The organism is Shewanella sp. ISTPL2 (assembly GCF_013283205.1).
Taxonomy (GTDB): domain Bacteria; phylum Pseudomonadota; class Gammaproteobacteria; order Enterobacterales; family Shewanellaceae; genus Shewanella; species Shewanella oncorhynchi.
Genome location: NZ_JAAPAV010000001.1, coordinates 2,284,243 through 2,307,112, shown reverse-complemented (window position 1 = coordinate 2,307,112; position 22,870 = coordinate 2,284,243). Strand labels below are relative to the sequence as shown.

The following is a 22,870-nucleotide window of genomic DNA, read 5'->3' as shown; positions in this document are numbered from 1 at the left end:
TCGCGCGCATTTTACCCCAATTGACTTGGCATCGCCACGAAAATTATAGGTGATTTCAAACCTAAAATACGGATTGAAAAGAATCATGCGCTACGGCGTTCACCTTCCGACCTAGTGACTGATCAGAAAGAGAGAATATTACGGCCACTGGGTACTATAGCATTAATAATTAAAGATTTAATTTAGCAAAAAGTCGAAACGTCCACTAAACGCAGCCGAAATCGATCTTATTTGTTTCAATTGATTTAAATTCAAACAAAATAAAACTCAATTTAAAAGCGCCATTGATAACCTAAATAGCTAATACGTCCATTTTCCGATCGAATTCCGCTATTTGATGCTGTCGTAACTAATGACTCATCTAAGAGATTTTCTACCCTAAAATAAATCTCATGGTGGCGATCAAAATGATAATTAGCCGCTAAATCTACCCGCCATTGTACTGCGATAGGCTGTAATTCAGCGCCAAATTGGCCCATTTCCCTCTCGGATTGATAAAAGACATTTGCATTCAATTCATATTCGGCATATTTCATTCCAGCACTAAAATGCAATTGCTGCTCAGGTAACCAAGCCACTCTATCACCAGCCACAACGCAACCTTGGATTTCGTTACAGCTATTGGTTTGATACTCCGAATCCGAATATTGATAATTTAAGACTAATGGTAACTGTACACTACCGATATCCCACTGGTAGCCAAGACTCAGCTCAACTCCTTTGGTCAGTACATCCACAACATTACCTTGAACCCACAAACGACTGTCGGCGCATTGGGTATACGCATCGCAATTGACATGCCGGTTATCAAAATCTTGAACGTAGGTTTTGATGTCAGCACTAAAATGCTCACTGGCATATTGGGCGCTGACTTGATATTGCAATGATACTTGCGCCTCTTGCTCAAGATTCCCCGCACTTGCGGCGGTCCATGAGCGGCGAATATCCGTACTAAAGCGCCAATCTCCAGCATCATATAAAACACCGAGTTGTGGCATCCAATCGCTGTCGGAGAAATCAGCCGCATCCAGTCCTACATAAGCTAAATCGACCTTGCGATTGACGCTCACTTGTTCATAGGCAAGCGCGAGCTTTATCTGTAATTCGTCCCAATTAAACAAAGAATCGATTGCCGAAGTAAATGCTGTTGCATCGTCGGTATAGGCCAATAATGCATTTTGTGCATCACTCACTAAACTCAAGTCCTGCTGCCATAGACTCTGTTGATCGCCAAGGCGCATCTCGGCTTTATCCGTATGATAACGGGCGCTATAGATAATTTGATGGGCACCATACTGATTCACTGATTCAGTTTGTGCCCCAAAGGAGCTGAAATCATTGTCTTGTTGTAAAGAAGCCAGTGAGACGCCATCGACTGTCGGCTGACGTTCAAATGCGGCCAACGCAGCAAGACTCTGGGCATCGAGCATCTGCGCATCAAATTGATTGAGTTGGTTTAATTGCTGCGAATAAGACTGGTAGTAAAAGTCTGTGGTGACCTTATGCCCACCATTGAGCGTAACTTGGTGAGACAGTTGGTACTTATGATGTCGCCCCTGATGTTTATCCGCCGCAGTGGCCGAATACAAACTCATAGGATCTTGTTGCCAATCGGCCTGTGTTAACCCAAGCTGAGAGCGATAACTATCATCATCGAGGAACTGGTAAGTAAACTCAGTCACCTGTGGACTTCTGGCGCCGAGTAAACTCGCGGCGTTGATTTTAAATAAGATGTCTGTCGTTTGATGGTCTGTGTCTTGACCATTGAGCAAGTGATCGGCGCCGCTATTATCTGCATAATTAACCGCGAGTATCATGCCATACTCTTTTTGCTTCACCCCCCAATTCATATCGACACTGTATTCTGAATCGGTATTGCCCTCGAGAGTCGCCTTACTATTCTCGGTCTGCTCAGCAACAGGTAAGGTTTGATAACTCACCACCCCAAACGCACCTTGCCCACCGACAGCCATATTTGCCATCGGGGTGGCAGTAACACTCTGTTGTTGTAGCAGATTAGGTAAGAGTTGTAATTGCGGTGCCGAATACGGCGCAGGAGAGAAATACACTCTATCTTGTAATACTGCAATACCTTGAGTCGCGCTACGCATGCTGATGCTTGCGGGATTTCCACTCAGATCCGCAGGCAAAACCGTCAAAGCCGTCAATTGACCTAACGCTAAACGATTAGACGTTGAATGAAATGTGTCATTGAGCTTGTTCAATTCAAGCATTTGACTGTGAAGATCATCGGCGAACGTTGTGCTAGAACAGACAAGAGATACAGAAATTGCACAAAGTGATACAGTGAAGTAACGACTAGGCATACCAAGCTCCCAAAAACTTTGTTAGCGTACGGTGTTTTTGTTATTAACTTGTAAAATAGCTGAATTTGAATGAAAAAAAAAGCGACTCTCGTCGCTTTCTCTTATTAACTTCAGGAAACTGAATTTACTAACGAAGCACTCTCATACTATAAGAGTGCGAACAATTACAGGTTACCTAGAATTTCATCGCTTAATTTTAGATCGTCATTACGATTAACACTTACGCCTGCCGCAATAATATTACGGGCGATATCTTGTGCTTGCTCTAATGAATGCATCTCATACGTACCACATTGGTATTCATTCAGCTCAGGGATTTCAGACTGCTCAACCACTTTAAGCACATCTTCCATCGCGGCTAACCACGCATCGGCCACTTGGCGCTCTGTGGGTTCACCAATCAAACTCATATAAAAACCGGTACGACATCCCATTGGCGAAATATCAATGATCTCAACATCGCTGCCATTTAAATGGTCACGCATAAAACCCGCGAACAAATGCTCTAGAGTATGAATACCACGCTCACTGAGGATCTCTTTATTCGGTGCGCAAAAACGTAAATCAAATACAGTAATGGCATCGCCCTTTGGCGTGCTCATATGCTTAGCGATACGAACCGCAGGGGCATTCATCCGAGTATGGTCGACGGTAAAGCTATCAAGTAATGGCATAGGGATCTCCAAATTCTCAGGGCGACATCAACGCCACTGTAACTGTCTATTTATGGCTTGCAAGCATAACACCAAATGAATTACGCCGATAACAAGATAATCTAAGATGAAATCATCTCATATAAATCAGATGCTAATGTGACAGTTTGCAGTAAAGAAACCATCATTTAGTGTTGACGCTGTTGACTGTAAGCATCCTCAGATATTTTATGGTACTGACGCACACCTTGCTCATACGCGTGATAAGCATCGTACACCTTTCGCATTAAGGGATCTTGATTCGCTTGATCTTCAATCACTTGTTTGGAGATTTTCTCAAGCTCCAACAACACGTTCGGTGGAAACGCTTTAAGCTCCACACCTTCGTCCTTCACTAACGTTTCAAGGGCGGTCACGTTACGGGTCGTGTATTCATCGAGCATATCTTGGTTAATGGCTCTCGCAGCAACTCTGACTATAGCCTGTAAATCCTCAGGTAAACTCTCAAAGGCAGCGGTATTAATTAAGAATTCCATATTTGAACCTGGCTCATGCCAACCAGGGTAATAGTAGTACTTAGCCACTTTATGTAAACCGAAGGCAAGATCATTAACTGGCCCTACCCACTCTGCGGCATCAATCGCCCCCGTTTGCAATGCACCATAAAGTTCACGCCCCGCCATGTTTACAGGTACAGCACCAACGCGTTTCAACACTTCACCACCTAAGCCCGGCATGCGGACCTTCAATCCCTTAAAATCAGCAATAGTATTGATGGGTTTATTAAACCAGCCACCCATTTGCATCCCAGTATTGCCACCTGCGAGGGGGATAATCCCAAAGGGTTGATACACTTCAGTCCACAGCTCCATACCACCGCCATAGTGAAGCCAGCCATTTATTTCCTGCGCGGTCATCCCAAAGGGGATCGATGAAAAAAACTGCGCTGCGGGCGCTTTTCCTCTCCAGTAGAAAGAAGCGGAGTGGGCCATTTGAATTTTACCCTGACTCACACCATCAAATACGGCAAAAGCGGGCATCAACTCACCCGCACCATAAACGCTAATCTTTAACCGACCGTTAGACATTTCATCGACTAAATGCGCAAAACGCTCAGGAGCCATGCCTAAACCGGGGAAGTTTTTCGGCCAAGAGGTCGCAAGACGCCATTCAATGGCAGGTAAAGCGTGGGGAACATCAGTTGCGGCATGGGAAGCGGCTACGCTTTGCGCATCACTGGAGACGGGGTTACAACCGCTCAGTCCCATCAGCAGCACTGAGATAAACAAACTCCCTAACTTACGCATTTTTAATAGTCTCCCTGATGTCAAACGAGCACATGGATCCAACTGACATGGAAATACACTCAGGATGGGTATCGACAATCACATCGCCCAACCTCTTAAAATAAAACATATTGTTAACACAGAAACTAAGGTAGGGAAACTCAAAAATAGTCTTAAGTTGGTCTAAAACAAAAAGCCACTCTATGAAGAGTGGCCTTGAAATCTAAGCTAAACAGTATTGCTGAGCGATTAATTAACCGCGACAATTTGGCGTATTAGGTACTTGTGCATTCGCATCCCACTCATTTTGAGTGAAAGTATGAATAGACAAAGCATGCACGCCATTGGCTAACTCATGGGCTAAGTGAGTGTTGACCAATCGATGACGGGCTAATAAACGTAAGCCATCAAACTGCTCGCTCACCAGCACAACTTTAAAGTGGGTTTCTGAATTCGGTGGTACATGGTGACGATTACTTTCGTTAATCACTTCTAAATGGGTCGGCGAAAAGCATTCGGTTAATTTCTGCGAAATAGTGTTAGCCACAGTGCCCTGCACATGAGTATTGGACATATTCGAGTCTCAGAATGGGAAAATCCAGTTGCCGCAGAGTACTGCTTCAAATTGAAAAGATCAAATTCACGCTTTCAATTTGTTGATGCCCCACCACTTTATATCAGCCATATTTCGCAGTGCTTCACCATAGACAGTTAGCGGGAGGCAATTAACCATGGAAATTAACGATCAGTTGTCTAAAGGTATAGTTCCAACGCGGCTCTTTTACTTTCAAACGTTTAGGTAAGCTGTGTAACCAGTCACTTTGCATAGGCCAATGCATGATCAGTAGATCGCCACTGTTCAAACTTATGCTGTACTTGGTTTGGCTGTGCTTATGCTTAAGCACAAAATCCCGCGTGGCGCCTAAGGTAATAGAAGCAATATGACTCCCCTGAGCAATTTCAGGTTCATCATCACTGTGGGCGCCCATACAATCTTTACCATCGGCGTAGCGATTCACTAATACCCCATTGCTCTCCAAACCATAATCCCGCGCTAACTTATCCCTCAACTTGTGAGCATATTTAGGCCAAGGTAAGGCGCGGATAAACAGTCCTGAATATAAATAGTCGCAGCCCAAATCGCCAAACCACACTTGCTGGCGAGGAATCGCGTGAAACTGACCAAAGACTTGGATTTCAGGGCGATTTAAGGGATAGGTCAGCGCTTCTTTCATTAGCGCCGCTTGCTGCTCAGCATTAAGATAACCCCGCACTAAGGTGATGGGCGGTTTAATTTGAGCCTCACCCTCTGTATCAAACCCTAACTTACCTTGCTGCATTGACGTCCTCCATGTGAGCCGTCGCACTGCGCCATGAAATCTGCGATAATCTGCGCCTTAAATTTATTGGCGCAGTGTGGCACATGACAACACAATTTTCAGTAGCGGGTGTTGAACTCGAACTCTTACGGTATCCAGCTCAGCAGGAATCTAATCTTCAAGCTTGGGATGCCGCCGATGAACACTTACTCAAAAGCCTTATTGAGTCAGAGCAAGCCGCCGTGCCAACCGCCATTATCAACGACAGTTTCGGCGCTTTAAGCTGCGGTTTATCTAAATTGAATCCAAGTTGGCCACTGTGTGTTGAAACCGATGCCAGAACCAGCTTTTTAGGCACCGAACAAAACCATGGCCGCAATCAGTTGCCAATGGATAATCTGCAATGGTTTACCAGCCGCGATACCTTGCCAGAAAACTTAGCCTTAGTATTGATGAAGTTGCCTAAGAACTTAAGCTACTTTGCTCACCAGCTAACGCGCTTGTCGCAAGTGTTACCCGCAGGCACTCGTGTATTAGTGGCCGCCAAAGCCAAATCGATTAATGGCGCCTTACTCGACATTTTTGCTAAGCATTTAGGCCCCGCAAGCGCCAGTTTAGCGTGGAAAAACACCCGAGTGATCACCTGTGTCAGTGATGGCAAACCAAGACCATTAGCCAAAGAAGTGACTTGGGCCATACCCGAATATCAACTTGAGATCAGCAATTTAAGTAATGTGTTTGCCGCCAACAAACTCGATATTGGCGCACGCATCATGCTAGAGAATCTGCCCAAAGGGGATTTTAAGTCGATTGTTGATCTCGGCTGTGGCAATGGCGTGCTGGGGTTACGCACCGCCCAGTTATTCCCAGAGGCTGACATTCACTTTATCGACGATTCTGAAATGGCAGTCGCATCAGCCAAGGCAAACTGGGCACGCAACCAATTGCCCGCAGACAAAGGCCACTTCTATTGGGACGATTGCATGACGCATCTGCCAGAAGAAGTGCAACCGGATCTGGTGCTGTGTAATCCGCCGTTTCATCAAGGTGAAGCCATAACCGATCATATCGCTTGGCAGATGTTTTTAGATGCTCGCCGCCGCTTGAAAGAGGGGGGGATCTTACATATCGTCGGTAACCGTCATCTGGCTTACCATGTAAAATTACAGCGCTTATTTAAGAACTGCACCACAGTCGCCTCCAACGGTAAATTTGTGATCCTGCAGGCACAGAAAAAATAACCTCATCGAAATTGACACGTTAAATGAGAGCCAGCAATGTTTGGCTCTTTTTTATACAGGGCTCTTTTTATGCTGAGCAATGACATGTTGGAAAAGCAGCAGTCGGAGATTTCCTAAAAATCAACAACAACTAGCCGAAAAATACACATACAAGTACACTTCTTGCCGACAAAGGTTTATGAGTTAAGCACTTAAACACTTAGGAATGAGATATGCCGTTAAAGGATGACGTTGCCCAACTAAAAGCTGAGCTGGCACAATTACAATCGCTGCATTTATCGCAGCAATCTTCGCTCGGTCGTCAATTAGCAGAATTCTCCACTAAGCTCGAGACCTTAAGTCAGCAAATTGCGACTGAAAACACGCTCCCATTAACCTATGCGGCACAAACACCAACCCTTGAGCCAGCTTCCGTAGAACCAGCCTCAGCAGAACCCAACCCATGGCAGCAAGGCCCTATACCAAGTGAAACTTGGCAAGAAGACCCTTGGCAAAGAAAAACGAAAAATACCTCGACGGAACAAGCCGCTAAAACCGAACACCTTTCTCAAGCGCAAAATCAACAGCTGAGTGATGAAGTCAAATTGCAGGCAAGCGTGCAAGCGGCGAGTCAATTTGATGAGTTGCTATCCCAAGGACTCGCGGCCGTCATGGCACCCTTTGCGGCAGTCAACGAGCAAGTCAAATCTTTCTACCATCATTATCAGGCTAAGGGATTAGGACCTGTCTTTTTAATGACTGTCGTAGGCATTATCACCCTGACCTTAGGCTTTGGTTATTTACTGCAATATTCAATCAACCATTGGTTTTCAGAACTTGGCAAAGCGCTACTCGGGTTTGCCAGCGCGAACGCTATCATAGTGGGCGGGATTTTTATTCGCCAAAAACGCGCGGGTATGGCGGATTTTGGCTCAGGTATTGTCGGACTCGGACTCATACTTAATTATCTCTGCGCGTACTTTATTGGGCCGTATTTTGAGTTAATTCCCAATAGCGCGAGTTTTATCTTACTGTTATTGATCACTTTGGCGGGTTATGGCCTGTCGATGCGCTTAGATGCCAAAGTGATCGCCGTGATCGCCTTAGTCGGTGGCTCAACCGCACCTATGATGCTGTTATCCCAAAGCTATGCGCCGCTATTGTATCTGCCTTATTTACTGCTTATTGGTGCAGGCGCCCTTGCCCAGAGTCGCAAACTTAAGTGGCCGCTGCTACTGGAAATCACCGCCCTGTTGCACATAGGCTGCATCGAAACTTTTAGCCATTTCATTGAATTGCCACTCAGGGATTTTGGCGGCGTCAGTCTGCTCGCGCTTATCAGTATTAATGCGTTCTTTTATCTCTACGGCATCACCGGCCTACTATTTACCCAGCAGTTTACCCATCATGATGAAAAACATAATGCACTGAGCCATCGCATACTCGCCCTACCGATAGCATTGCTCGCCTTTGTGTTATTAGAGTTGACGCAATTTACTGAGTTCGCAGGGGAAATCTTTGCGGCCAACGCCCTGATTTGCGCAGCCCTCTATTGGAAGCGCACAGGCAACCTAGAAAAAGCCCGCAGCGGCTTATTGTTAGTCTTTGCAGGGAGTTTTGCGGGATTTGCCGCACTGTATTTACTCAGCCACGATTTCCTCGGATTAGTCTTACTGCTCGAAGCCTTATTACTGTTGTGGATTGGCACCAAAGAAGAACTGATTTCCGTTCGCGCCGAAGCCTATGTATTGCTGCTGATGGGATTAGGGCTCAATGCGTCTAGTGTACTGACAGGCATGAGCCTTTTAGAATCAAGCTTTATCGATGGGGCGCTAATTTCTCCCTTGTCAGCTTTTGGCTTTCCACTGTTGGCACTGGCTTTAAGTTGCGCCGCCTTAGTCTTAGTGATTCAGCTATTAACACTCCATCATACGTTACTTTCGACCCTAGAAAGTCAGCTAAACAGAGTGTTAAAAGAACTATTAAGCAGTTTTTATGTGGCGACAATTATCCTCGCGGCTTACCTTTTGAACAGCGATTACTACCTCGCCATCTTGCCACTCGTCAGCCTATTACTGCTGTATTTGAGCGCAAAGGACAGACTCGTTATCAGCGAGTTTGCTGCTTGGCTCTTACTATTGCCGCTGCTGTTTAAGGTTGTTGAAGGCATAACGCTCACAGGCAGTTTTAGCTTTAGTGCCCAACCGCTTATGGCAAAACTGGCACGGTTTGAGTTATTTACCGCCCTACTCTTGGCCCATTATTGGTATCGTCGCCACTATAAAGATGCCTTATTTGCCAAAGCCGCTTATACGATGCAAATCTTCTGCTATTTGCTGCTGCCGCTTATTCTGCTGCCCAAAATCATCCGCAACCATTGGGAATATACCGCTATTGCACTCTGGCTGAGCACCTTTATGAGCCTAGGTTTAGCCTACTTTGTTAAACATAAGAGTTTGAATATAGAAGCCAAAATCCTCACTTGGCTAGCGGTTCTGATGACAGCCTCGCTATGCCTTATTCACGCTTGGCAAGGACTCGCGGCGCTAGCCGTTGGCGCCCTGTTTATGGGCTTCACCCTGCTCCGCTACCGCCAGTTACCCGAGACATGGCGCCCCTTGCTGCAACTACAATGGCAATTGAGCCCTTATTACTTTGCACTGGTATTGGCCGTGATCGTTTATGGTTTTAATCATTCTGAGCTAGTAGGAATAGCCATGACAGCATTAGCCTTAAGTGGTTATTTTGCATTGCTAATCCAAAGAGGTGTAAGCCAAGCCTCACATAGCATGAAGTTAACCCTCGCAGCCGAAATCCAGGCCGCAATAAAGGAAAGCTACCATCTCGCCTATGGTCTCACTTTAGGCTTAGCCCTGTTGCCCATCATGTTCCATTTTGAACTAACACTCGGGCTTAATCGTGATAATGCCTCGTTTATGTTAATCGAGTTTTTATCACTGGCACTCCTAGCAAGGCTTATCTTGCAGCACGGTGCAGCAATACGCTTGCATAGACGGATCTTACCTTTACAAGGACTTAAGTGGGGTTGGCATCTGTTACTCGCCTTAAGTTACTTCATGTGGAGTTATAGCTTCGATAACATTATTGCCGCCCCACTCAGCGCGATTTTATTGGTTATCCATGGCAGTGTGTTGATGTTTATCAGCTTAAAACCACAAAATGCCGATATGATCCGCCTCGCCGCAGGGCTATTTACCTTATCGACGCTCAAGGTGCTATTACTGGATATGGCGTCCTTCGAGCTAGTACAAAAGGTGATTGCCTTTATGCTGATCGGAGTCATTTTGCTGACTGTTTCTTACTTCTATCAAAAGGCGAGAAATCGACTGCAGCAAGATTAACATCGTTTTTAAAGCACTAAAAAAGCCGCTATCGAATTGAGTCGATGGCGGCTTTTTACTGTTAATGATTTAATAAAGCGATGAGATATCAGCTATTCGATATGGGCTACTCAATAAGAACTATTTGCTAACCAGTGCCTTATCAAGCGCCTGCGCCACATCGTTAATGATGTCGTCGATATGCTCAATCCCAACCGAGATACGGATAAGATCCTCTGACACACCCGCCCTTGCGAGTTCATCGGCATCGAGCTGTCTGTGCGTAGTGCTCGCAGGGTGACAGGCCAAGGATTTAGCATCCCCAATGTTCACTAAACGCAGGATCATCTGCAGTGCATCGATAAAACGTCCGCCAGCAAGCTTACCCTCTTCAGCTGTGGCCGCTTTAATCCCAAAGCTGATGATCCCAGAAGCTTTTCCGCCAGTGATCTTGTGGCAATTATCCTGATAAGGGCTGCTCGGCAAGGCGCCGTAGTTTACCCAACTGACCGCCGGATGCAACACCAGATATTCCGCTAATGTCAAGGCATTCGAGCAATGGCGCTCCATTCGAAGGCTTAAGGTTTCAAGGCCTTGCAACAGTAAAAATGCACTGTGCGGAGACAGTGCGGCGCCGGTATTACGCAGCGGTACTACACGGCAACGACCAATAAATGCAGCAGGGCCAAAGGCTTCGGTGTAAACCACGCCGTGGTAAGAAGGATCGGCTTGGTTGAGTAAGGCAAATCTTTCCTTATTCGCCACCCAATCGAACTTGCCTGAATCGATAATCACGCCGCCAATCGTCGTGCCATGGCCACCAATGTATTTAGTTAAAGAATGAATAACAATATCGGCGCCATGCTCAAAGGGGCGACATAACACTGGAGTCGCGACCGTATTATCGACAATTAAAGGCACGCCATGCTTATGGGCAATCTCGGCTAAACGCTGTAAATCGACAATATTGCCGGCTGGATTACCAATCGATTCGCAGAACAAGGCCTTAGTTTTATCATCAATCAGCTCATCGAGGCCTTCAAAATCATCGAAGGCCGCCATGCGCACTTCAACGCCTTGGCGCGGCAGCGTATGGGCAAACAGATTGTAAGTGCCGCCATAGAGCTGACTGGTGCTGACGATGTTATCGCCAACTTGAGTCAGGGCTTGAATCGCATAGGTAATCGCCGCCATACCCGATGCCACGGCCAGCGCACCTATGCCGCCTTCAATAGCCGCCAGACGTTGCTCTAGCACGCTAGTCGTAGGATTCATTATCCGTGTATAAATATTACCAGCGACTTTTAAGTCAAATAAATCAGCACCATGCTGGGTATCATCGAAGGTATAAGAGGTCGTTTGATAGATAGGTACTGCGGCCGCCTTCGTGGTCGCTTCTGACTCATAACCATGGTGTAATGCCAGTGACTCTAATTTCATTTTCCCTTCCTTATCCGTAGCAGCCCAGTATTCAATCGACATTGAGAATTGCACAAGATTTGTGCATGTTCAACAAGCTACCAGATAGACATCTAGAAGTCTAAAATTTTTTTAGACACATCTTTAACTTCGGCGCGAATAGTTACGGATAAGTTCGGCCAGCACCACGACTGCAGAGACTATCTCTGGCGAGCACTCGTATGAGGCATTCAAACGCATAAAATGGCGGAATTCGACCTGATTACTAAAGAGATTTCCGGGTGCAATACTGATCCCACGCTCAATAGCCTGATAATAAATTTGTGTAGCGTCCATGTGTGATGGCAGCGCTAACCAGAGAAAATAGCCGCCCTGCGCGAAGTTGACCCCCACAGATTCGGGCAGATGCGCGCACAATAATTGATACATGGCCAATTTACGGCTGGCTAACTTTTTACGTAACTGTTTCAAATGCCGTTCATATTGCGCCGACTGAATAAAATCGGCGATGGCGAGCTGCATCGGCGCACTGGTCGATAACGTCGACATGACTTGTAAGCGTTGTAACTGCGGTGCATGGCATCCTGCCGCCACCCAGCCGACACGATAACCAGCAATCAAAGACTTAGAAAATGAGCCGCAGTGCAACACCCGTCCTTCGGTATCGAAGACTTTTACTGGCCTTGGCGCGCTGGAGTCGACATAGAGTTCCTGATAAACATCATCCTCAATCAGACTGACCTTATGCTCGTTTAGTAACTGATAAAGCGCCTGTTTTTTAGCATCCGATAAGCTGCAACCTAAGGGATTTTGATGTTGGCTCATCAACCAGCAGGCTTTCACTGGATAGGTATTTAACACTTCTGCCAGCGCCTCGAGATCAATCCCCTGTTGTGGATCGGTCGCGACCGCAATCGCCCTGAGTTTAAGCCGTTCAATGGCTTGCATCGCGCCATAAAAGGTCGGTGATTCAATGACAACCCAATCACCCGCTTGAGTCAGCGTCGCTAAGCTCAAGTTGAGCGCCTCCATGGCACCCGAGGTAATGATGATTTCGTCGGGCGAAATGCTCATGCCCAATTTGGCATAACGTTGGGAGATAGCCTTACGCAATCCCGCATTGCCTGGCGGTAAATTATCGGCGGCAAAAGAAGGTGACATGTGCCGAGTCACCTTAACCAAAGATCGCGCCAGTGCTTGTTGCGGGAATAAACTAGGATCGGGAAATCCTGAGCCAAAGGGTACTATGTCCGCCTGCTTTGAAGCCTGCAGCACATTGAATACAAACTCATTAATATCCACACTATCGGAAAGATAAATCGGCTTTTGCCGCTCGGGATAACGAAAGGCTTCTCCCTGCCGCGCGATTAATTCCGGCTTTGGCGCCACTAAATAGCCAGACTTAGCCTGCGCCGAGATCACGCCTTGGCTTTCCAATAACTGATAGGCATTGAGCACTGTCATCAGACTCAAGCCCGAATCGGCCACAGTTTGGCGCAGCGACGGCAACTTGTCCCCCGCCTGCCAGACACCTTGGGCTATTCGTGTCTTTAATTCCTGCGCTAACTGCTCATACTTCGTCATCTGTTATAGCCAAGCCAAGATATTCTGTGTCTGTTATAGCCAGCATATCCCATGGTCTAATAGCACACAAGCTTTCACCGTCAAGCCAATTTAGGGTTCAGTGAACGCGACTAGAACAATGCCTTTGTAACGAGAAATGCCTATCGCTCGAGGAAATTATGTTTGATTTTGATGCCACAGTGCTCGCTAGGATCCAATTTGCTTTTACCATCTCTTTTCACATTATTTTCCCTGCCATCACTATCGGCCTCGCCACCTATCTGGCGGTATTAGAAGGCTTATGGCTGAAAACAGCGAATGAGGTGTACCAACAACTCTATCAATTTTGGTCGAAGATTTTTGCCATAAACTTTGGCATGGGCGTGGTCTCAGGCATAGTGATGGCCTACCAATTTGGTACCCATTGGAGCGCTTTTTCCGCCTTCGCGGGCAGCGTAACTGGGCCGCTACTCACCTATGAAGTCCTCACCGCCTTCTTCCTCGAAGCGGGGTTTCTGGGGGTCATGCTATTTGGTCAGCAGAAGGTAGGCAAAAACCTGCATTTCTTCGCCACTTGTATGGTCGCCACGGGCACGATTATCTCAACCTTCTGGATCTTAGCTTCAAACAGCTGGATGCAGACGCCCCAAGGTTTTGAAATTGTGAATAATCGCGTCATTCCTGTGGATTGGTTTCAGATAGTGTTTAACCCGTCATTCCCCTATCGTTTAGCCCATATGACAGTGGCGGCCTTTATTTCGTCGGCTTTCTTTGTCGGCGCATCGGCGGCGTGGCATTTACTCAAAGGGAACGACACGCCCGCAATCCGTAAGATGCTGTCTATGGCGATGTGGATGGCGTTAATCGTCGCGCCGCTGCAAGCTGTGATTGGTGATTTCCATGGTTTAAATACCCTTGAATATCAACCCGTAAAAATAGCGGCGATAGAAGGCCATTGGCGTAATGAGGGCGATAAACCTACTCCATTAGTCTTGTTTGCCATTCCTGATATGGACGCAGAGAAAAACCACTTCAGCCTTGAAATCCCAGGGCTGGCGAGCCTGATTTTAAAGCACGATTTAAACAAACAAGTGCCAGCCTTGACTGAGTATCCCGCCGAGGACAGACCCAATGTGTTGTTAGTGTTTTGGAGTTTTAGGCTCATGGTCGGCTTAGGCTTATTGATGATTTTTGCTGGACTGTGGAGTGCTTATCTCAGGCGCAAAGGCAGCCTCTACAGCAACAAACACTTTCTGCGATTTGTACTCGTGCTCGGCCCCGCCGGATTGCTCGCCACACTAGCAGGTTGGTTTACCACCGAGCTTGGCCGTCAACCTTGGGTGATCCAAGGATTGATGCGCACGCAGGATGCCGTGTCTTCCCACAGCGTTACCCACTTGAGTATCAGCCTAGGGATTTTCATCGTCAGTTACTGCGGCATCTTTGGCGTTGGTTATCGCTATATGATGCGACTCATCCGCAAAGGGCCAGATATCGCGGCAACAAGCCATTAATTTTAAAGTAAATGAATCTAATTTTACTTATTCAATCTTAAACATATTTAAGGGCTCACCATGGAATTCGATCTACCCTTGATTTGGTTCGGGATCATCATTTTTGCCACCTTAATGTATATCGTGATGGATGGCTTTGATCTCGGCATCGGCATACTGTTTCCCTTTATTCACGATGAGGACGACAGGGATATTATGGTCAATACCGTCGCCCCTGTTTGGGATGGTAATGAAACCTGGTTAGTGCTCGGCGGCGCTAGTCTGCTCGGTGCCTTTCCCCTCGCCTATGCCATAGTGCTCGAAGCGCTAACCATACCGCTGCTCATCATGCTGCTGGCATTGATTTTTCGCGGCGTAGCATTTGAGTTTAGATTTAAGTCAGGCGCAGAAGCTAAACCATTCTGGGATAAAGCGTTTATGTTCGGTTCTATCACGGCCACCTTTTCACAGGGCGTAGTGCTGGGGGCCTTTATCTCTGGCATTTCGGTGAGTAACCAACAATTTAGCGGCAGTAGTTTCGATTGGTTAACGCCCTTCTCACTTTTCTGCGGTTTTGGCCTTATGCTGGCCTATGCTCTGCTCGGCGCAACTTGGTTAGTAAAAAAATGCCAAGGCGAGCTTAAAACGACCATGCAACAACTCGGCAGAGCACTGACCTTATGCCTGTTGATGACCATAGGTTTAGTCAGTTTATGGACGCCTTTTGTGCAACCCAATATTGCCCTGCGTTGGTTTAGTTTACCGAATTTATTCTACTTCGCCCCAGTGCCAATACTGGTATTAGCCTGCAGTTGGGCCTTGATAAAATCCCTAAATCGTGATGATAACTATCAGCCATTCCTACTCACTCTAGGGCTGATTTTCTTAGGATTTAGTGGCTTAGGGATCAGCATCTGGCCGCACATTATTCCCCCCAACATCAGCCTTTGGCAGGCAGCTGCCCCCGACAGCAGCCTAAGCTTTATGCTCGTCGGCGCCCTGATGATCATCCCGCTGATTTTGGTTTATACCTTTTGGAGCTACTACGTGTTCCGCGGCAAAGTAACCAAGGATGCTGGCTATCACTAGCCATGACTTTAGATGAGAGTTCCCAAAACGCGACCGAAGCTAACTTGGCTTAGGTCGCTGATTCACCTTAGATGACTTTACATATGCAGGAGATCAACATGACGACCCAAACGAAATCCCTCGCCTATCGACTCGGCTGGTTAGTGCTGATTTGGTGTACAAGCGTAAGCTGTCTGTTCCTCGTCTCTATGTGTATCAAAATACTTTTAAAAGGTGCGGGCTTAACAACCTAAGTAAATATTAACTTTAGAAGCTTATATTAAGGCTTAATTCAGTTAGTGCCCATAGCATCTAGCGACAATGCACTAGAACATTCAATGGTTGAATTAATTTGGCTTTCAGTTCCGCCAAATTAACAAGTGCTCAGTTTACTTTACGAGTGCTAGCATTAAATTGACGAAGACTAGCCTCAATGTAGCAAAGTTAAAACTATGTTAAATCTAGCTTTGCTGTTATCAGTATATTCAGCAAGATTAGCTTAGTTAGGCTTGCTTTATATTTTTACTTGACCTATGGTATCAGCCAAGCAATTACTTATTTAGTTAATGGCAAGATTTAGTTAACAGCAAGGCCGATATACTAAATCGATATACAAAAAATAAATAATCAATCGAATATCAACTTTTGACTGGAGATGTAACACTATGTTTAGCACTGCATTTTCATCACTATTTTCCCATGTGTTAGCTAACACATCTAGTTCAGTAAGCTCAATCCGCCTCTCGCTCAAATTCCCAGTCTAAGCCGAGCGTCACTCGCGCTCGGCAGAATTATAACTTCTTGTGAAATAAGCACAGAGTAATACTCATTTTAATTTCTATGCTTATATTTTAACTTTGTTATTTCAGAGGCGGCAATGGCATATTCTTTTTTTAGTGGTCTTTTCCAGAATTTTATTCTAAAAACTGAAACCTATTATTTACAAAACAGTTTTAATGCCTCTCTACGCCCAACGGCTTTGGCAGGCGTGATTAGTAAGCTTGAGCAGCTAAAGTATGATACGACGAGTGATAAAGTGACTGTGGGACGGGAAATTCACTTAGTTAATCTGCAGGATCAGCAAGAGTACCAAATTGAACTCGTGTATCCACCAAGGCATAAACCCAGTGCAGGACGTTTCTCTGTCATATCAGATTTAGGCGTCAGCTTACTTGGGTTATCAAAGGGCGAACTGGCAGAGGTGAGCATTTTAGGCAAACCAGTTCTGTTTATGATTAAAGATGTCAGTTTAACGAAAAAACAACTTAAAAAGTCTGTATAGAAAAAATCATTTGGGCATACTTTTTGTAAATGGCTATTGAGTATTGCTACTTGACAATATTTCATAAAATTTTAAAGCTATGATTATTAGGCTGTAAGCATTTTAAAATAAAGCATGTTCAATTCAGTGGCAACATGCTTTGAACTCGCTATTAGCGGCGGCTTATAGCGGCATTTTCAACATAATATAATAAGAGGGAATGTTATTTTGAAGTCATTAACTGGCCGCGATATTTATTAAAGAGACACTTTAGATAAGTTTAACACTGCAATTAACGACTCTTTGCAACTATTTACGTATAAGTCATGGCAGCGCTTTAGAGTAAACAGCAAAGGGGTTAAGAGGTTTAGCACGGCGCCTCAATCGTTAAATTTATTTTTATACTCTTTATAAATAAACCGTCTCAATTAAAGCCTGAAATAAAAATTGAGCCCAACTATCGAAACCGATTTGCGGCGCGGGTTCGGATAGTAACCTTCACTTTGGAGTTTATATCTATGAGTAAAGAAAAAAACAAAAAACCGCCAATGAAAACCTTAAAAGAGAAGCGTCAAGATAAACGGAACCGCCAAAAGGCTTCCGACTAACTTATCTAACTCTGTAAAAAACCTTAAATCCTCTCTTTAAATAGGCCGAAAATAGGGTGTTAATACTTTAGCACCCTATCTTATTTCACAGTTTACCCCAATATTTTTAGTGCATCATCTAGCGCGACTTTCGCATAAGATCTCATCATCTCGCCTTTATTAAGCCTTGCTCCATCAGCCACTCAATCACAATCGGCGGCGATACTGCTCAGGTGAGCACTGAGCATATTTTTTAAACATCACGATATAAGGCGAAGTTTGGTTATAGCCGAGCGTCAATGCCACTTCTTTGATCGCAAGCCCCTGACGTAATAGTTGTAAGGAATAGATAAACTTATGCCTTTGTCTTAGCTCAGTAAAACTCATCCCCAGAACCTCTTGGCAGCGACGAGCTAAGGTACGCTCTGTGGTATGTAATTCACTGGCCCAAGATTTAAAGGTTTTCGAACTCGCAGGGTCGGCTTCAAGTGCCAGCAACAACGGCTGTAACAGTTTATCTGAAACGGTGGGCAGAAATTGCGGTAGAGCTTTACCCAAGGTCAGCTGATCGAGTAAAACCTCAACCAGTCGCTTATCCGCCGCAGTGTCTGCCACAGTGACTTGCCGTTCCCGCAGATCGTTCACGATCGATTGGGCAATGGATGTTACGGCTAACAAACAGGTCTCTATGGGAAAAGCCGCAGCCCGCTCGGCAACTATATTCATCGAGCAATAATGAATACTGCGCCGAGTATAACTTTCATGTTCTATCCCCGCAGGAACCCAAATCGCATATTGTGACGGCGATAAAAACCGTTGCCCTGCAGCATGTAACTCCATAATTCCACCGCTGATTAACTGCAGTTGCCCCCAAACATGTTGATGTTTTGGCGTTACCGTATTTGGTAGGAAAGCTTCATAGTTGAAGAAGATATCTGCAGCAGGCTCTTGCTCTGCTGTGAGCGGATGGTAAACCGTGCGCATTTTGATGCCCTCAAAGCTATGGTGGTCCAAAAACTCAAACGAAATCGCTAACCCAGATTACGCTTGTCCGTAGAGGAACTGACCTTGTCTGATAAGCGATATTTATATCATAACCGACCATGGATAATAGCCACTAATCTATTATCTGGATGCTTAAGTGATAAGCCATAAGCTAAGGCCTGTCACTTTAGCCAGTACCTAAAGGCAAGACCATGCTGTATTTGTTCCCCTTGTTAGCCGTATTAATTTGGGCAGGCAATTCGATAGTCAACAAGCTCTCATTTGGGATTATCGATCCTGAAGCCATAGCGTTTTACCGTTGGTTTTTCGCTATGTTATTGTTAACCCCCTTTGTCGCAAATCGCGTCTGGCAAAAACGCCAAGTGATACTACCTTTGTTACCTAAGTTCGCTACTTTGGCTTTGTTAGGTATGGTGCTAAACCAAAGTCTGGCCTATTTTGCAGCGGCTACCACCACGGCAACAAATATGGCATTAATCACCTCTCTCGTGCCTATGATCAGTCTGTTTTTAGCCGTGCCATTACTCAAGCAAAAATTATCACCGTTAGCCTTTGGTGGCACCTTAATCTCGCTATTTGGATTGATTTTTATGCTCAGTCACGGCGATATGATGAACCTTGCCATCGGCGTGACTCAAGGTGATTTACTGTTGCTCTTTAGCGCCTTTGTATATGCACTCTATGGTGTATTACTGAAACGCTGGCAACTGCCACTGCCGACTTGGGAATCGGTTTATATTCAAGGACTCATAGCCGTATTCATGCTGACGCCACTGCTGTTTACGAGTCCCAGCATAGCGATCAGTGTCCAATCAGCACCACTGATACTTTACGCTGCTATCGCTGCCTCACTTTTAGCGCCGTGGGCTTGGATCAATGGCATAAGCAAACTCGGCGCCGATCGCACCAGTGTATTCTTTAATTTAATGCCTATTATTGCGGCGATACTGGCGGCCATCATCCTAGATGAAACCTTAGCCATTTATCATTATATTGGCGGTTCTATGGTCATTATTGGCGTCATGCTAGTGCAGATAAAACCTAAGCCTAAAGTCATCTCTACCCTAGCTTGTCCTGAATAATACAAAGTAATGCGTCAACGCCTTGGTAACAGTGACCAAGGCGGTTTCGCTTATTTCAATGCGTACAAAATCCCATCGCAATCTGCTGCACGCAAAGGCAATTCTATAAATAACGGCTAAGCTATTTATTAAGTTATTAATGGAGATCGTCCTATGTTTAACAGTATTCGCGTTAAGTTTTCACTGATGTTTGCCATTATGGCGACAGCCCTCATTGTCATGGCGGTCACCGATGCTATGCAAAGCCGTGCCACTGTGAAACAGATGCAGGAATTTAGTCAGTTATTTAATCCCGCAATTTCGGCAATTCTCAATGCAGATCGCGATCTTTACCAAGCACAGCTCAGTGAAGAAGTGTTACTCAGGGAAGAATTATCTGCCGATAATCGCAAGAGTGAGATTGATAACTGGCAAGAGAATGTCGATCAAGCCCGTGACAGAATGGGCGAATTTAAAAAAATCCTTACAGATCACCTGCAAGTACTGCAATCAACCAATGGCTTTGAGGCGCAGTTTTCGCTCTGGTATCAAGCCTCATCAGAGGTCATTAATGCCGTTAAAAGTAATGATTTTGAACGCGCGAAACAACTCCACGAAACCAAATCCAAGCAAGAATTTAAGGCATTAAGAGATATCTACAATGCCGCGGGCGAAGCCGCCGATAACAGAGTAAAAGAGCTAGATTTACAAGCAACGGAACAGGCAACCACCCAAACCCAAATATCCTTAACGATAGCAAGCTTAGTCGCCATTGTGGCGCTGTTGATTGCCTACTTCGGACCTAAAATCATAGTCAATGCAATTGAAGATATCACTAGCAGGATCAATGACATTGTCGATGGTGACGGTAACTTAACCCAAAGGATCCCTATCACACGCCAGGATGAAATCGGCGAGCTCGCCCATGCATTTAACTTATTTGTAGAGCAGCTACAGCAAATGGTCATCTCGATTATTGGTCAAACTAAAGATGTGAGCCAAACCGTTGAAAGCCTTGCAACTAAGTCAGCTACCACAATCAACATCAGCCATGAACAAGAGCAGTTTGTCGATACCATTGTCACAGCAGTGAATGAAATGAGTGCAGCCGTAAGAGAAGTCGCCAGTAACGCTCTTCATACTGCCACCGAAATCACTAAGGTGAATGACCAAACAGTAGAGGGTAAGAATATCCTCGCCCAGTCCGTTAATCATATTCAGCAACTGTCTGAATCAGTTAAAAATGCCGTGACTGTTATTGAAAAACTTTCAGTCAATTCTGCCAATATTGCCTCAGTGCTTGATGTGATCCGCTCAATCGCTGAGCAAACTAACCTCCTTGCCCTTAACGCGGCCATTGAAGCGGCGCGCGCTGGCGAACAGGGCCGCGGCTTTGCCGTAGTCGCAGATGAAGTACGTACACTGGCGAGTCGTACCGAAACCTCAACCCAAGATATTCAGCGCATGATTGAAGAGTTGCAACGCGGTGTAAATGATGCGGTTAAAAGCATTGAATCGGGAGCTAGCCTGACCACATCAACCGTCACCCTCGCCAGCCAGACCCAAGATGCATTAGATGAAATTCTAAACTCCACTTCTAAGGTCAGTGAGATGTCCACTCAAACGGCGACTGCCACCGAAGAGCAAACCCATGTGACCGAAGAAATTAATCGTAACTTGACCGAATTATCCGATAAAACAAGATACTGCAACTTAGTGATCCAAGAAACTCAGCAAATAGTCGTCAACACTAAAGCCATTTGCAGCAACCTACAAAAAGAAGTTGCGCGATTTAAAGTCGCTTAAGATAAATGACTAACGACACATGGTGAGCGATAAGCTATTGAAACGAAAAGAGTGCCCAATGTAGGAACTCTTTTTAATGGAAATAATACCAAGAAAAGCTTGAAGACAATAAAAGCCCACAACCGTATGCAAGTTGCAAATAACGGTAACAAAACCCAAGTTGTATCGATTCACCCGTTAAAGTGCGAATAACAGTACTAACTGCTTAATGTTAACTCACAGTAATGATTGAATTTCTAATTCAATCATCTGCAAAAGCTGTAAAACAACCAGAAGATACATCAATCAAAACTGACTAATTGACCACCCAAGTGAGCAATTTTTTCAGCGGCCAAGTCGGGATTAAGATAGCCTGCGACTTTCGTTAACGCATCGGCGCGCCAAGCAAAAGAGGCTCTCACACTAACAATACGCTCGCTTTCAGCATCGACGTTCGTATCGGCAACATTGCCAGTTGGCAGTAATAGTGCAGGGTAATCATGACTTAAGGTTTGTGAGACCCTTGAGCTAGCGAGCGCCATATTGCTAACGCAGAGCTTTTGGCTCGCTCCTAATGGACCGCGGCACACTACATTTAAAGATGCACTGCCAAAAACTTTTAAATCGCCACCCGCATTGACCCAACCTCCGCTCACGCCAGCGCGACGCAGCTCACTCACAGCCATATCAACCGCATAACCTTTAGCTATACCATCTAAGGTTAAAATTAGCGGTCTAGCTAATCGCGCTTGATTACCTTTTATTTCAATATCTTGCCAGTCACCTTGCAATAACAATGGCATACCAAGGTAAGCAGGCAAAGCGCCGCGAGACATCATTTCGCCGCCAACGGTACAATTGAATAAGTTATTGCTCGCCTTACCCAGCCCCTTAGCCAACTTGAGCACTCGTAAACTATCTTGGCTTAACGTTACCCAAATTCCAGGCTGCCGATTTAACTGATTTAACTCGCTGTCCTGTTGATGGAAGCTCAGCAACCGCCCAATATGGGTCACACGCGAAAAAGCCGCGCTAATAGCCGCTTCCAATGCTTTATCTTTAAGTTGTACCTCACCGCTTTGATTTGGCAGTGACTCGGCAGCAATTTCCACCAGCGTTCCGAGTAATGGCTTAGCGCGACGTATCATGATAATACCCACTGTAGTAGGAAGATCTGAGGGATCAGCAATAAACGCTTCATCCAGTTAAATTTAAACAAAGCACTAAGAGTAATTAACATAATTTGTGCGGATTCTATTAAAGTCTCTACTTCAATACAAATTGTTGCCATTAGTTTTTATGGGGATTTTAGATGCTTGAAACTGTTTTACATTTAAAAACAATAGATTGCTTATTAAGGTTTTATTAAAGTTATTTGACGTATCATGGCTATCACAACGCTGCACAAGCGAACTAAGTCAATACGTCCCCAAATGAGCCCTATTGATTAATGCCACTCATCATTTACGTTATTTATGCTGG

17 protein-coding genes are annotated in these 22,870 nt (G+C 45.4%); 8 read left to right on the top strand and 9 right to left on the bottom strand.

Annotated features, from left to right (window positions below):
• Positions 1–272: 272 nt before the first annotated feature.
• The 5 genes from HUB64_RS10185 to HUB64_RS10165 all read right to left on the bottom strand — a co-directional run bounded on the left by HUB64_RS10185 (position 273) and on the right by HUB64_RS10165 (position 5,606).
• Positions 273–2,327, bottom strand: coding sequence for a TonB-dependent receptor (locus HUB64_RS10185; protein WP_173246442.1), 2,055 nt, complete (start codon positions 2,325–2,327; stop codon positions 273–275).
• A 164-nt stretch (positions 2,328–2,491) separates the two neighbouring features.
• Positions 2,492–3,001 (bottom strand): S-ribosylhomocysteine lyase, encoded by a 510-nt coding sequence (gene luxS / locus HUB64_RS10180; RefSeq protein WP_028761570.1) that lies wholly within the window; start codon positions 2,999–3,001, stop codon positions 2,492–2,494.
• Positions 3,002–3,168: 167 nt separating this feature from the next.
• On the bottom strand, positions 3,169–4,287 hold the full coding sequence (locus HUB64_RS10175; RefSeq protein WP_113939872.1) for a TRAP transporter substrate-binding protein: 1,119 nt from the start codon (positions 4,285–4,287) through the stop codon (positions 3,169–3,171).
• A 232-nt stretch (positions 4,288–4,519) separates the two neighbouring features.
• Positions 4,520–4,840 carry a BolA family transcriptional regulator gene (locus HUB64_RS10170; RefSeq protein WP_028761572.1) on the bottom strand — a complete coding sequence of 107 codons (321 nt, stop codon included), beginning with the start codon at positions 4,838–4,840 and terminating at the stop codon, positions 4,520–4,522.
• A gap of 151 nt (positions 4,841–4,991) precedes the next feature.
• Entirely contained in the window at positions 4,992–5,606 is a 615-nt protein-coding gene (locus HUB64_RS10165) for an alpha-ketoglutarate-dependent dioxygenase AlkB (protein ID WP_168824961.1), read from the bottom strand.
• An 83-nt stretch (positions 5,607–5,689) separates the two neighbouring features.
• Between HUB64_RS10165 and HUB64_RS10160 the strand changes: the two genes are divergently transcribed.
• Positions 5,690–6,826: a methyltransferase gene (locus tag HUB64_RS10160; protein ID WP_173496932.1), complete on the top strand. Its 1,137-nt coding sequence runs from the start codon at positions 5,690–5,692 to the stop codon at positions 6,824–6,826.
• 212 nt (positions 6,827–7,038) lie between these two features.
• Positions 7,039–10,167 (top strand): DUF2339 domain-containing protein, encoded by a 3,129-nt coding sequence (locus HUB64_RS10155; RefSeq protein WP_173496931.1) that lies wholly within the window; start codon positions 7,039–7,041, stop codon positions 10,165–10,167.
• Positions 10,168–10,287: 120 nt separating this feature from the next.
• Here the strand turns inward: HUB64_RS10155 and HUB64_RS10150 are convergent, their stop codons facing one another.
• Together HUB64_RS10150 and HUB64_RS10145 are read right to left on the bottom strand one after the other, a co-directional pair.
• Complete coding sequence (locus HUB64_RS10150) at positions 10,288–11,586, bottom strand: O-acetylhomoserine aminocarboxypropyltransferase/cysteine synthase family protein (protein WP_173496930.1); 1,299 nt, start codon at positions 11,584–11,586, stop codon at positions 10,288–10,290.
• 123 nt (positions 11,587–11,709) lie between these two features.
• Positions 11,710–13,149, bottom strand: coding sequence for a PLP-dependent aminotransferase family protein (locus HUB64_RS10145; RefSeq protein WP_173496929.1), 1,440 nt, complete (start codon positions 13,147–13,149; stop codon positions 11,710–11,712).
• 158 nt (positions 13,150–13,307) lie between these two features.
• Here HUB64_RS10145 and HUB64_RS10140 point away from each other — a divergent pair, with 158 nt between their 5' ends.
• From HUB64_RS10140 to HUB64_RS10125, 4 genes are all read left to right on the top strand, one after another.
• A complete protein-coding gene (locus tag HUB64_RS10140; protein ID WP_173496928.1) occupies positions 13,308–14,642 on the top strand; it encodes a cytochrome ubiquinol oxidase subunit I in 1,335 nt (444 codons plus the stop codon).
• Between the two features lie 60 nt (positions 14,643–14,702).
• The gene (cydB, locus tag HUB64_RS10135) at positions 14,703–15,710 is read left to right on the top strand and encodes a cytochrome d ubiquinol oxidase subunit II (protein WP_105250028.1); all 1,008 of its coding nucleotides are present in this window, start codon (positions 14,703–14,705) and stop codon (positions 15,708–15,710) included.
• Between the two features lie 98 nt (positions 15,711–15,808).
• Positions 15,809–15,943 carry a DUF2474 domain-containing protein gene (locus HUB64_RS10130; RefSeq protein WP_105250029.1) on the top strand — a complete coding sequence of 45 codons (135 nt, stop codon included), beginning with the start codon at positions 15,809–15,811 and terminating at the stop codon, positions 15,941–15,943.
• Positions 15,944–16,566: 623 nt separating this feature from the next.
• Complete coding sequence (locus HUB64_RS10125) at positions 16,567–16,971, top strand: GreA/GreB family elongation factor (protein ID WP_173496927.1); 405 nt, start codon at positions 16,567–16,569, stop codon at positions 16,969–16,971.
• A gap of 773 nt (positions 16,972–17,744) precedes the next feature.
• On the opposite strand, the gene HUB64_RS10120 is transcribed toward HUB64_RS10125, so the two are convergent.
• Positions 17,745–18,521 (bottom strand): helix-turn-helix transcriptional regulator, encoded by a 777-nt coding sequence (locus tag HUB64_RS10120; RefSeq protein ID WP_131525975.1) that lies wholly within the window; start codon positions 18,519–18,521, stop codon positions 17,745–17,747.
• Positions 18,522–18,733: 212 nt separating this feature from the next.
• Between HUB64_RS10120 and HUB64_RS10115 the strand changes: the two genes are divergently transcribed.
• Both HUB64_RS10115 and HUB64_RS10110 read left to right on the top strand, forming a co-directional pair.
• On the top strand, positions 18,734–19,624 hold the full coding sequence (locus HUB64_RS10115) for a DMT family transporter (RefSeq protein WP_173496926.1): 891 nt from the start codon (positions 18,734–18,736) through the stop codon (positions 19,622–19,624).
• Positions 19,625–19,777: 153 nt separating this feature from the next.
• Positions 19,778–21,409, top strand: a complete 1,632-nt coding sequence (locus HUB64_RS10110) for a methyl-accepting chemotaxis protein (RefSeq protein ID WP_173496925.1) — start codon at positions 19,778–19,780, stop codon at positions 21,407–21,409.
• Between the two features lie 281 nt (positions 21,410–21,690).
• On the opposite strand, the gene HUB64_RS10105 is transcribed toward HUB64_RS10110, so the two are convergent.
• Positions 21,691–22,536: an FAD:protein FMN transferase gene (locus HUB64_RS10105; protein WP_173496924.1), complete on the bottom strand. Its 846-nt coding sequence runs from the start codon at positions 22,534–22,536 to the stop codon at positions 21,691–21,693.
• Positions 22,537–22,870: the final 334 nt, after the last annotated feature.

What these genes read in the sequence shown, in the direction of transcription:
- HUB64_RS10185 (WP_173246442.1), bottom strand. Translation starts at nt 2,327, where the DNA reads ATGCCTAGTCGTTACTTCACTGTATCACTTTGTGCAATTTCTGTATCT.
- luxS (WP_028761570.1), bottom strand. Translation starts at nt 3,001, where the DNA reads ATGCCATTACTTGATAGCTTTACCGTCGACCATACTCGGATGAATGCC.
- HUB64_RS10175 (WP_113939872.1), bottom strand. Translation starts at nt 4,287, where the DNA reads ATGCGTAAGTTAGGGAGTTTGTTTATCTCAGTGCTGCTGATGGGACTG.
- HUB64_RS10170 (WP_028761572.1), bottom strand. Translation starts at nt 4,840, where the DNA reads ATGTCCAATACTCATGTGCAGGGCACTGTGGCTAACACTATTTCGCAG.
- HUB64_RS10165 (WP_168824961.1), bottom strand. Translation starts at nt 5,606, where the DNA reads ATGCAGCAAGGTAAGTTAGGGTTTGATACAGAGGGTGAGGCTCAAATT.
- HUB64_RS10160 (WP_173496932.1), top strand. Translation starts at nt 5,690, where the DNA reads ATGACAACACAATTTTCAGTAGCGGGTGTTGAACTCGAACTCTTACGG.
- HUB64_RS10155 (WP_173496931.1), top strand. Translation starts at nt 7,039, where the DNA reads ATGCCGTTAAAGGATGACGTTGCCCAACTAAAAGCTGAGCTGGCACAA.
- HUB64_RS10150 (WP_173496930.1), bottom strand. Translation starts at nt 11,586, where the DNA reads ATGAAATTAGAGTCACTGGCATTACACCATGGTTATGAGTCAGAAGCG.
- HUB64_RS10145 (WP_173496929.1), bottom strand. Translation starts at nt 13,149, where the DNA reads ATGACGAAGTATGAGCAGTTAGCGCAGGAATTAAAGACACGAATAGCC.
- HUB64_RS10140 (WP_173496928.1), top strand. Translation starts at nt 13,308, where the DNA reads ATGTTTGATTTTGATGCCACAGTGCTCGCTAGGATCCAATTTGCTTTT.
- cydB (WP_105250028.1), top strand. Translation starts at nt 14,703, where the DNA reads ATGGAATTCGATCTACCCTTGATTTGGTTCGGGATCATCATTTTTGCC.
- HUB64_RS10130 (WP_105250029.1), top strand. Translation starts at nt 15,809, where the DNA reads ATGACGACCCAAACGAAATCCCTCGCCTATCGACTCGGCTGGTTAGTG.
- HUB64_RS10125 (WP_173496927.1), top strand. Translation starts at nt 16,567, where the DNA reads ATGGCATATTCTTTTTTTAGTGGTCTTTTCCAGAATTTTATTCTAAAA.
- HUB64_RS10120 (WP_131525975.1), bottom strand. Translation starts at nt 18,521, where the DNA reads ATGCGCACGGTTTACCATCCGCTCACAGCAGAGCAAGAGCCTGCTGCA.
- HUB64_RS10115 (WP_173496926.1), top strand. Translation starts at nt 18,734, where the DNA reads ATGCTGTATTTGTTCCCCTTGTTAGCCGTATTAATTTGGGCAGGCAAT.
- HUB64_RS10110 (WP_173496925.1), top strand. Translation starts at nt 19,778, where the DNA reads ATGTTTAACAGTATTCGCGTTAAGTTTTCACTGATGTTTGCCATTATG.
- HUB64_RS10105 (WP_173496924.1), bottom strand. Translation starts at nt 22,536, where the DNA reads ATGATACGTCGCGCTAAGCCATTACTCGGAACGCTGGTGGAAATTGCT.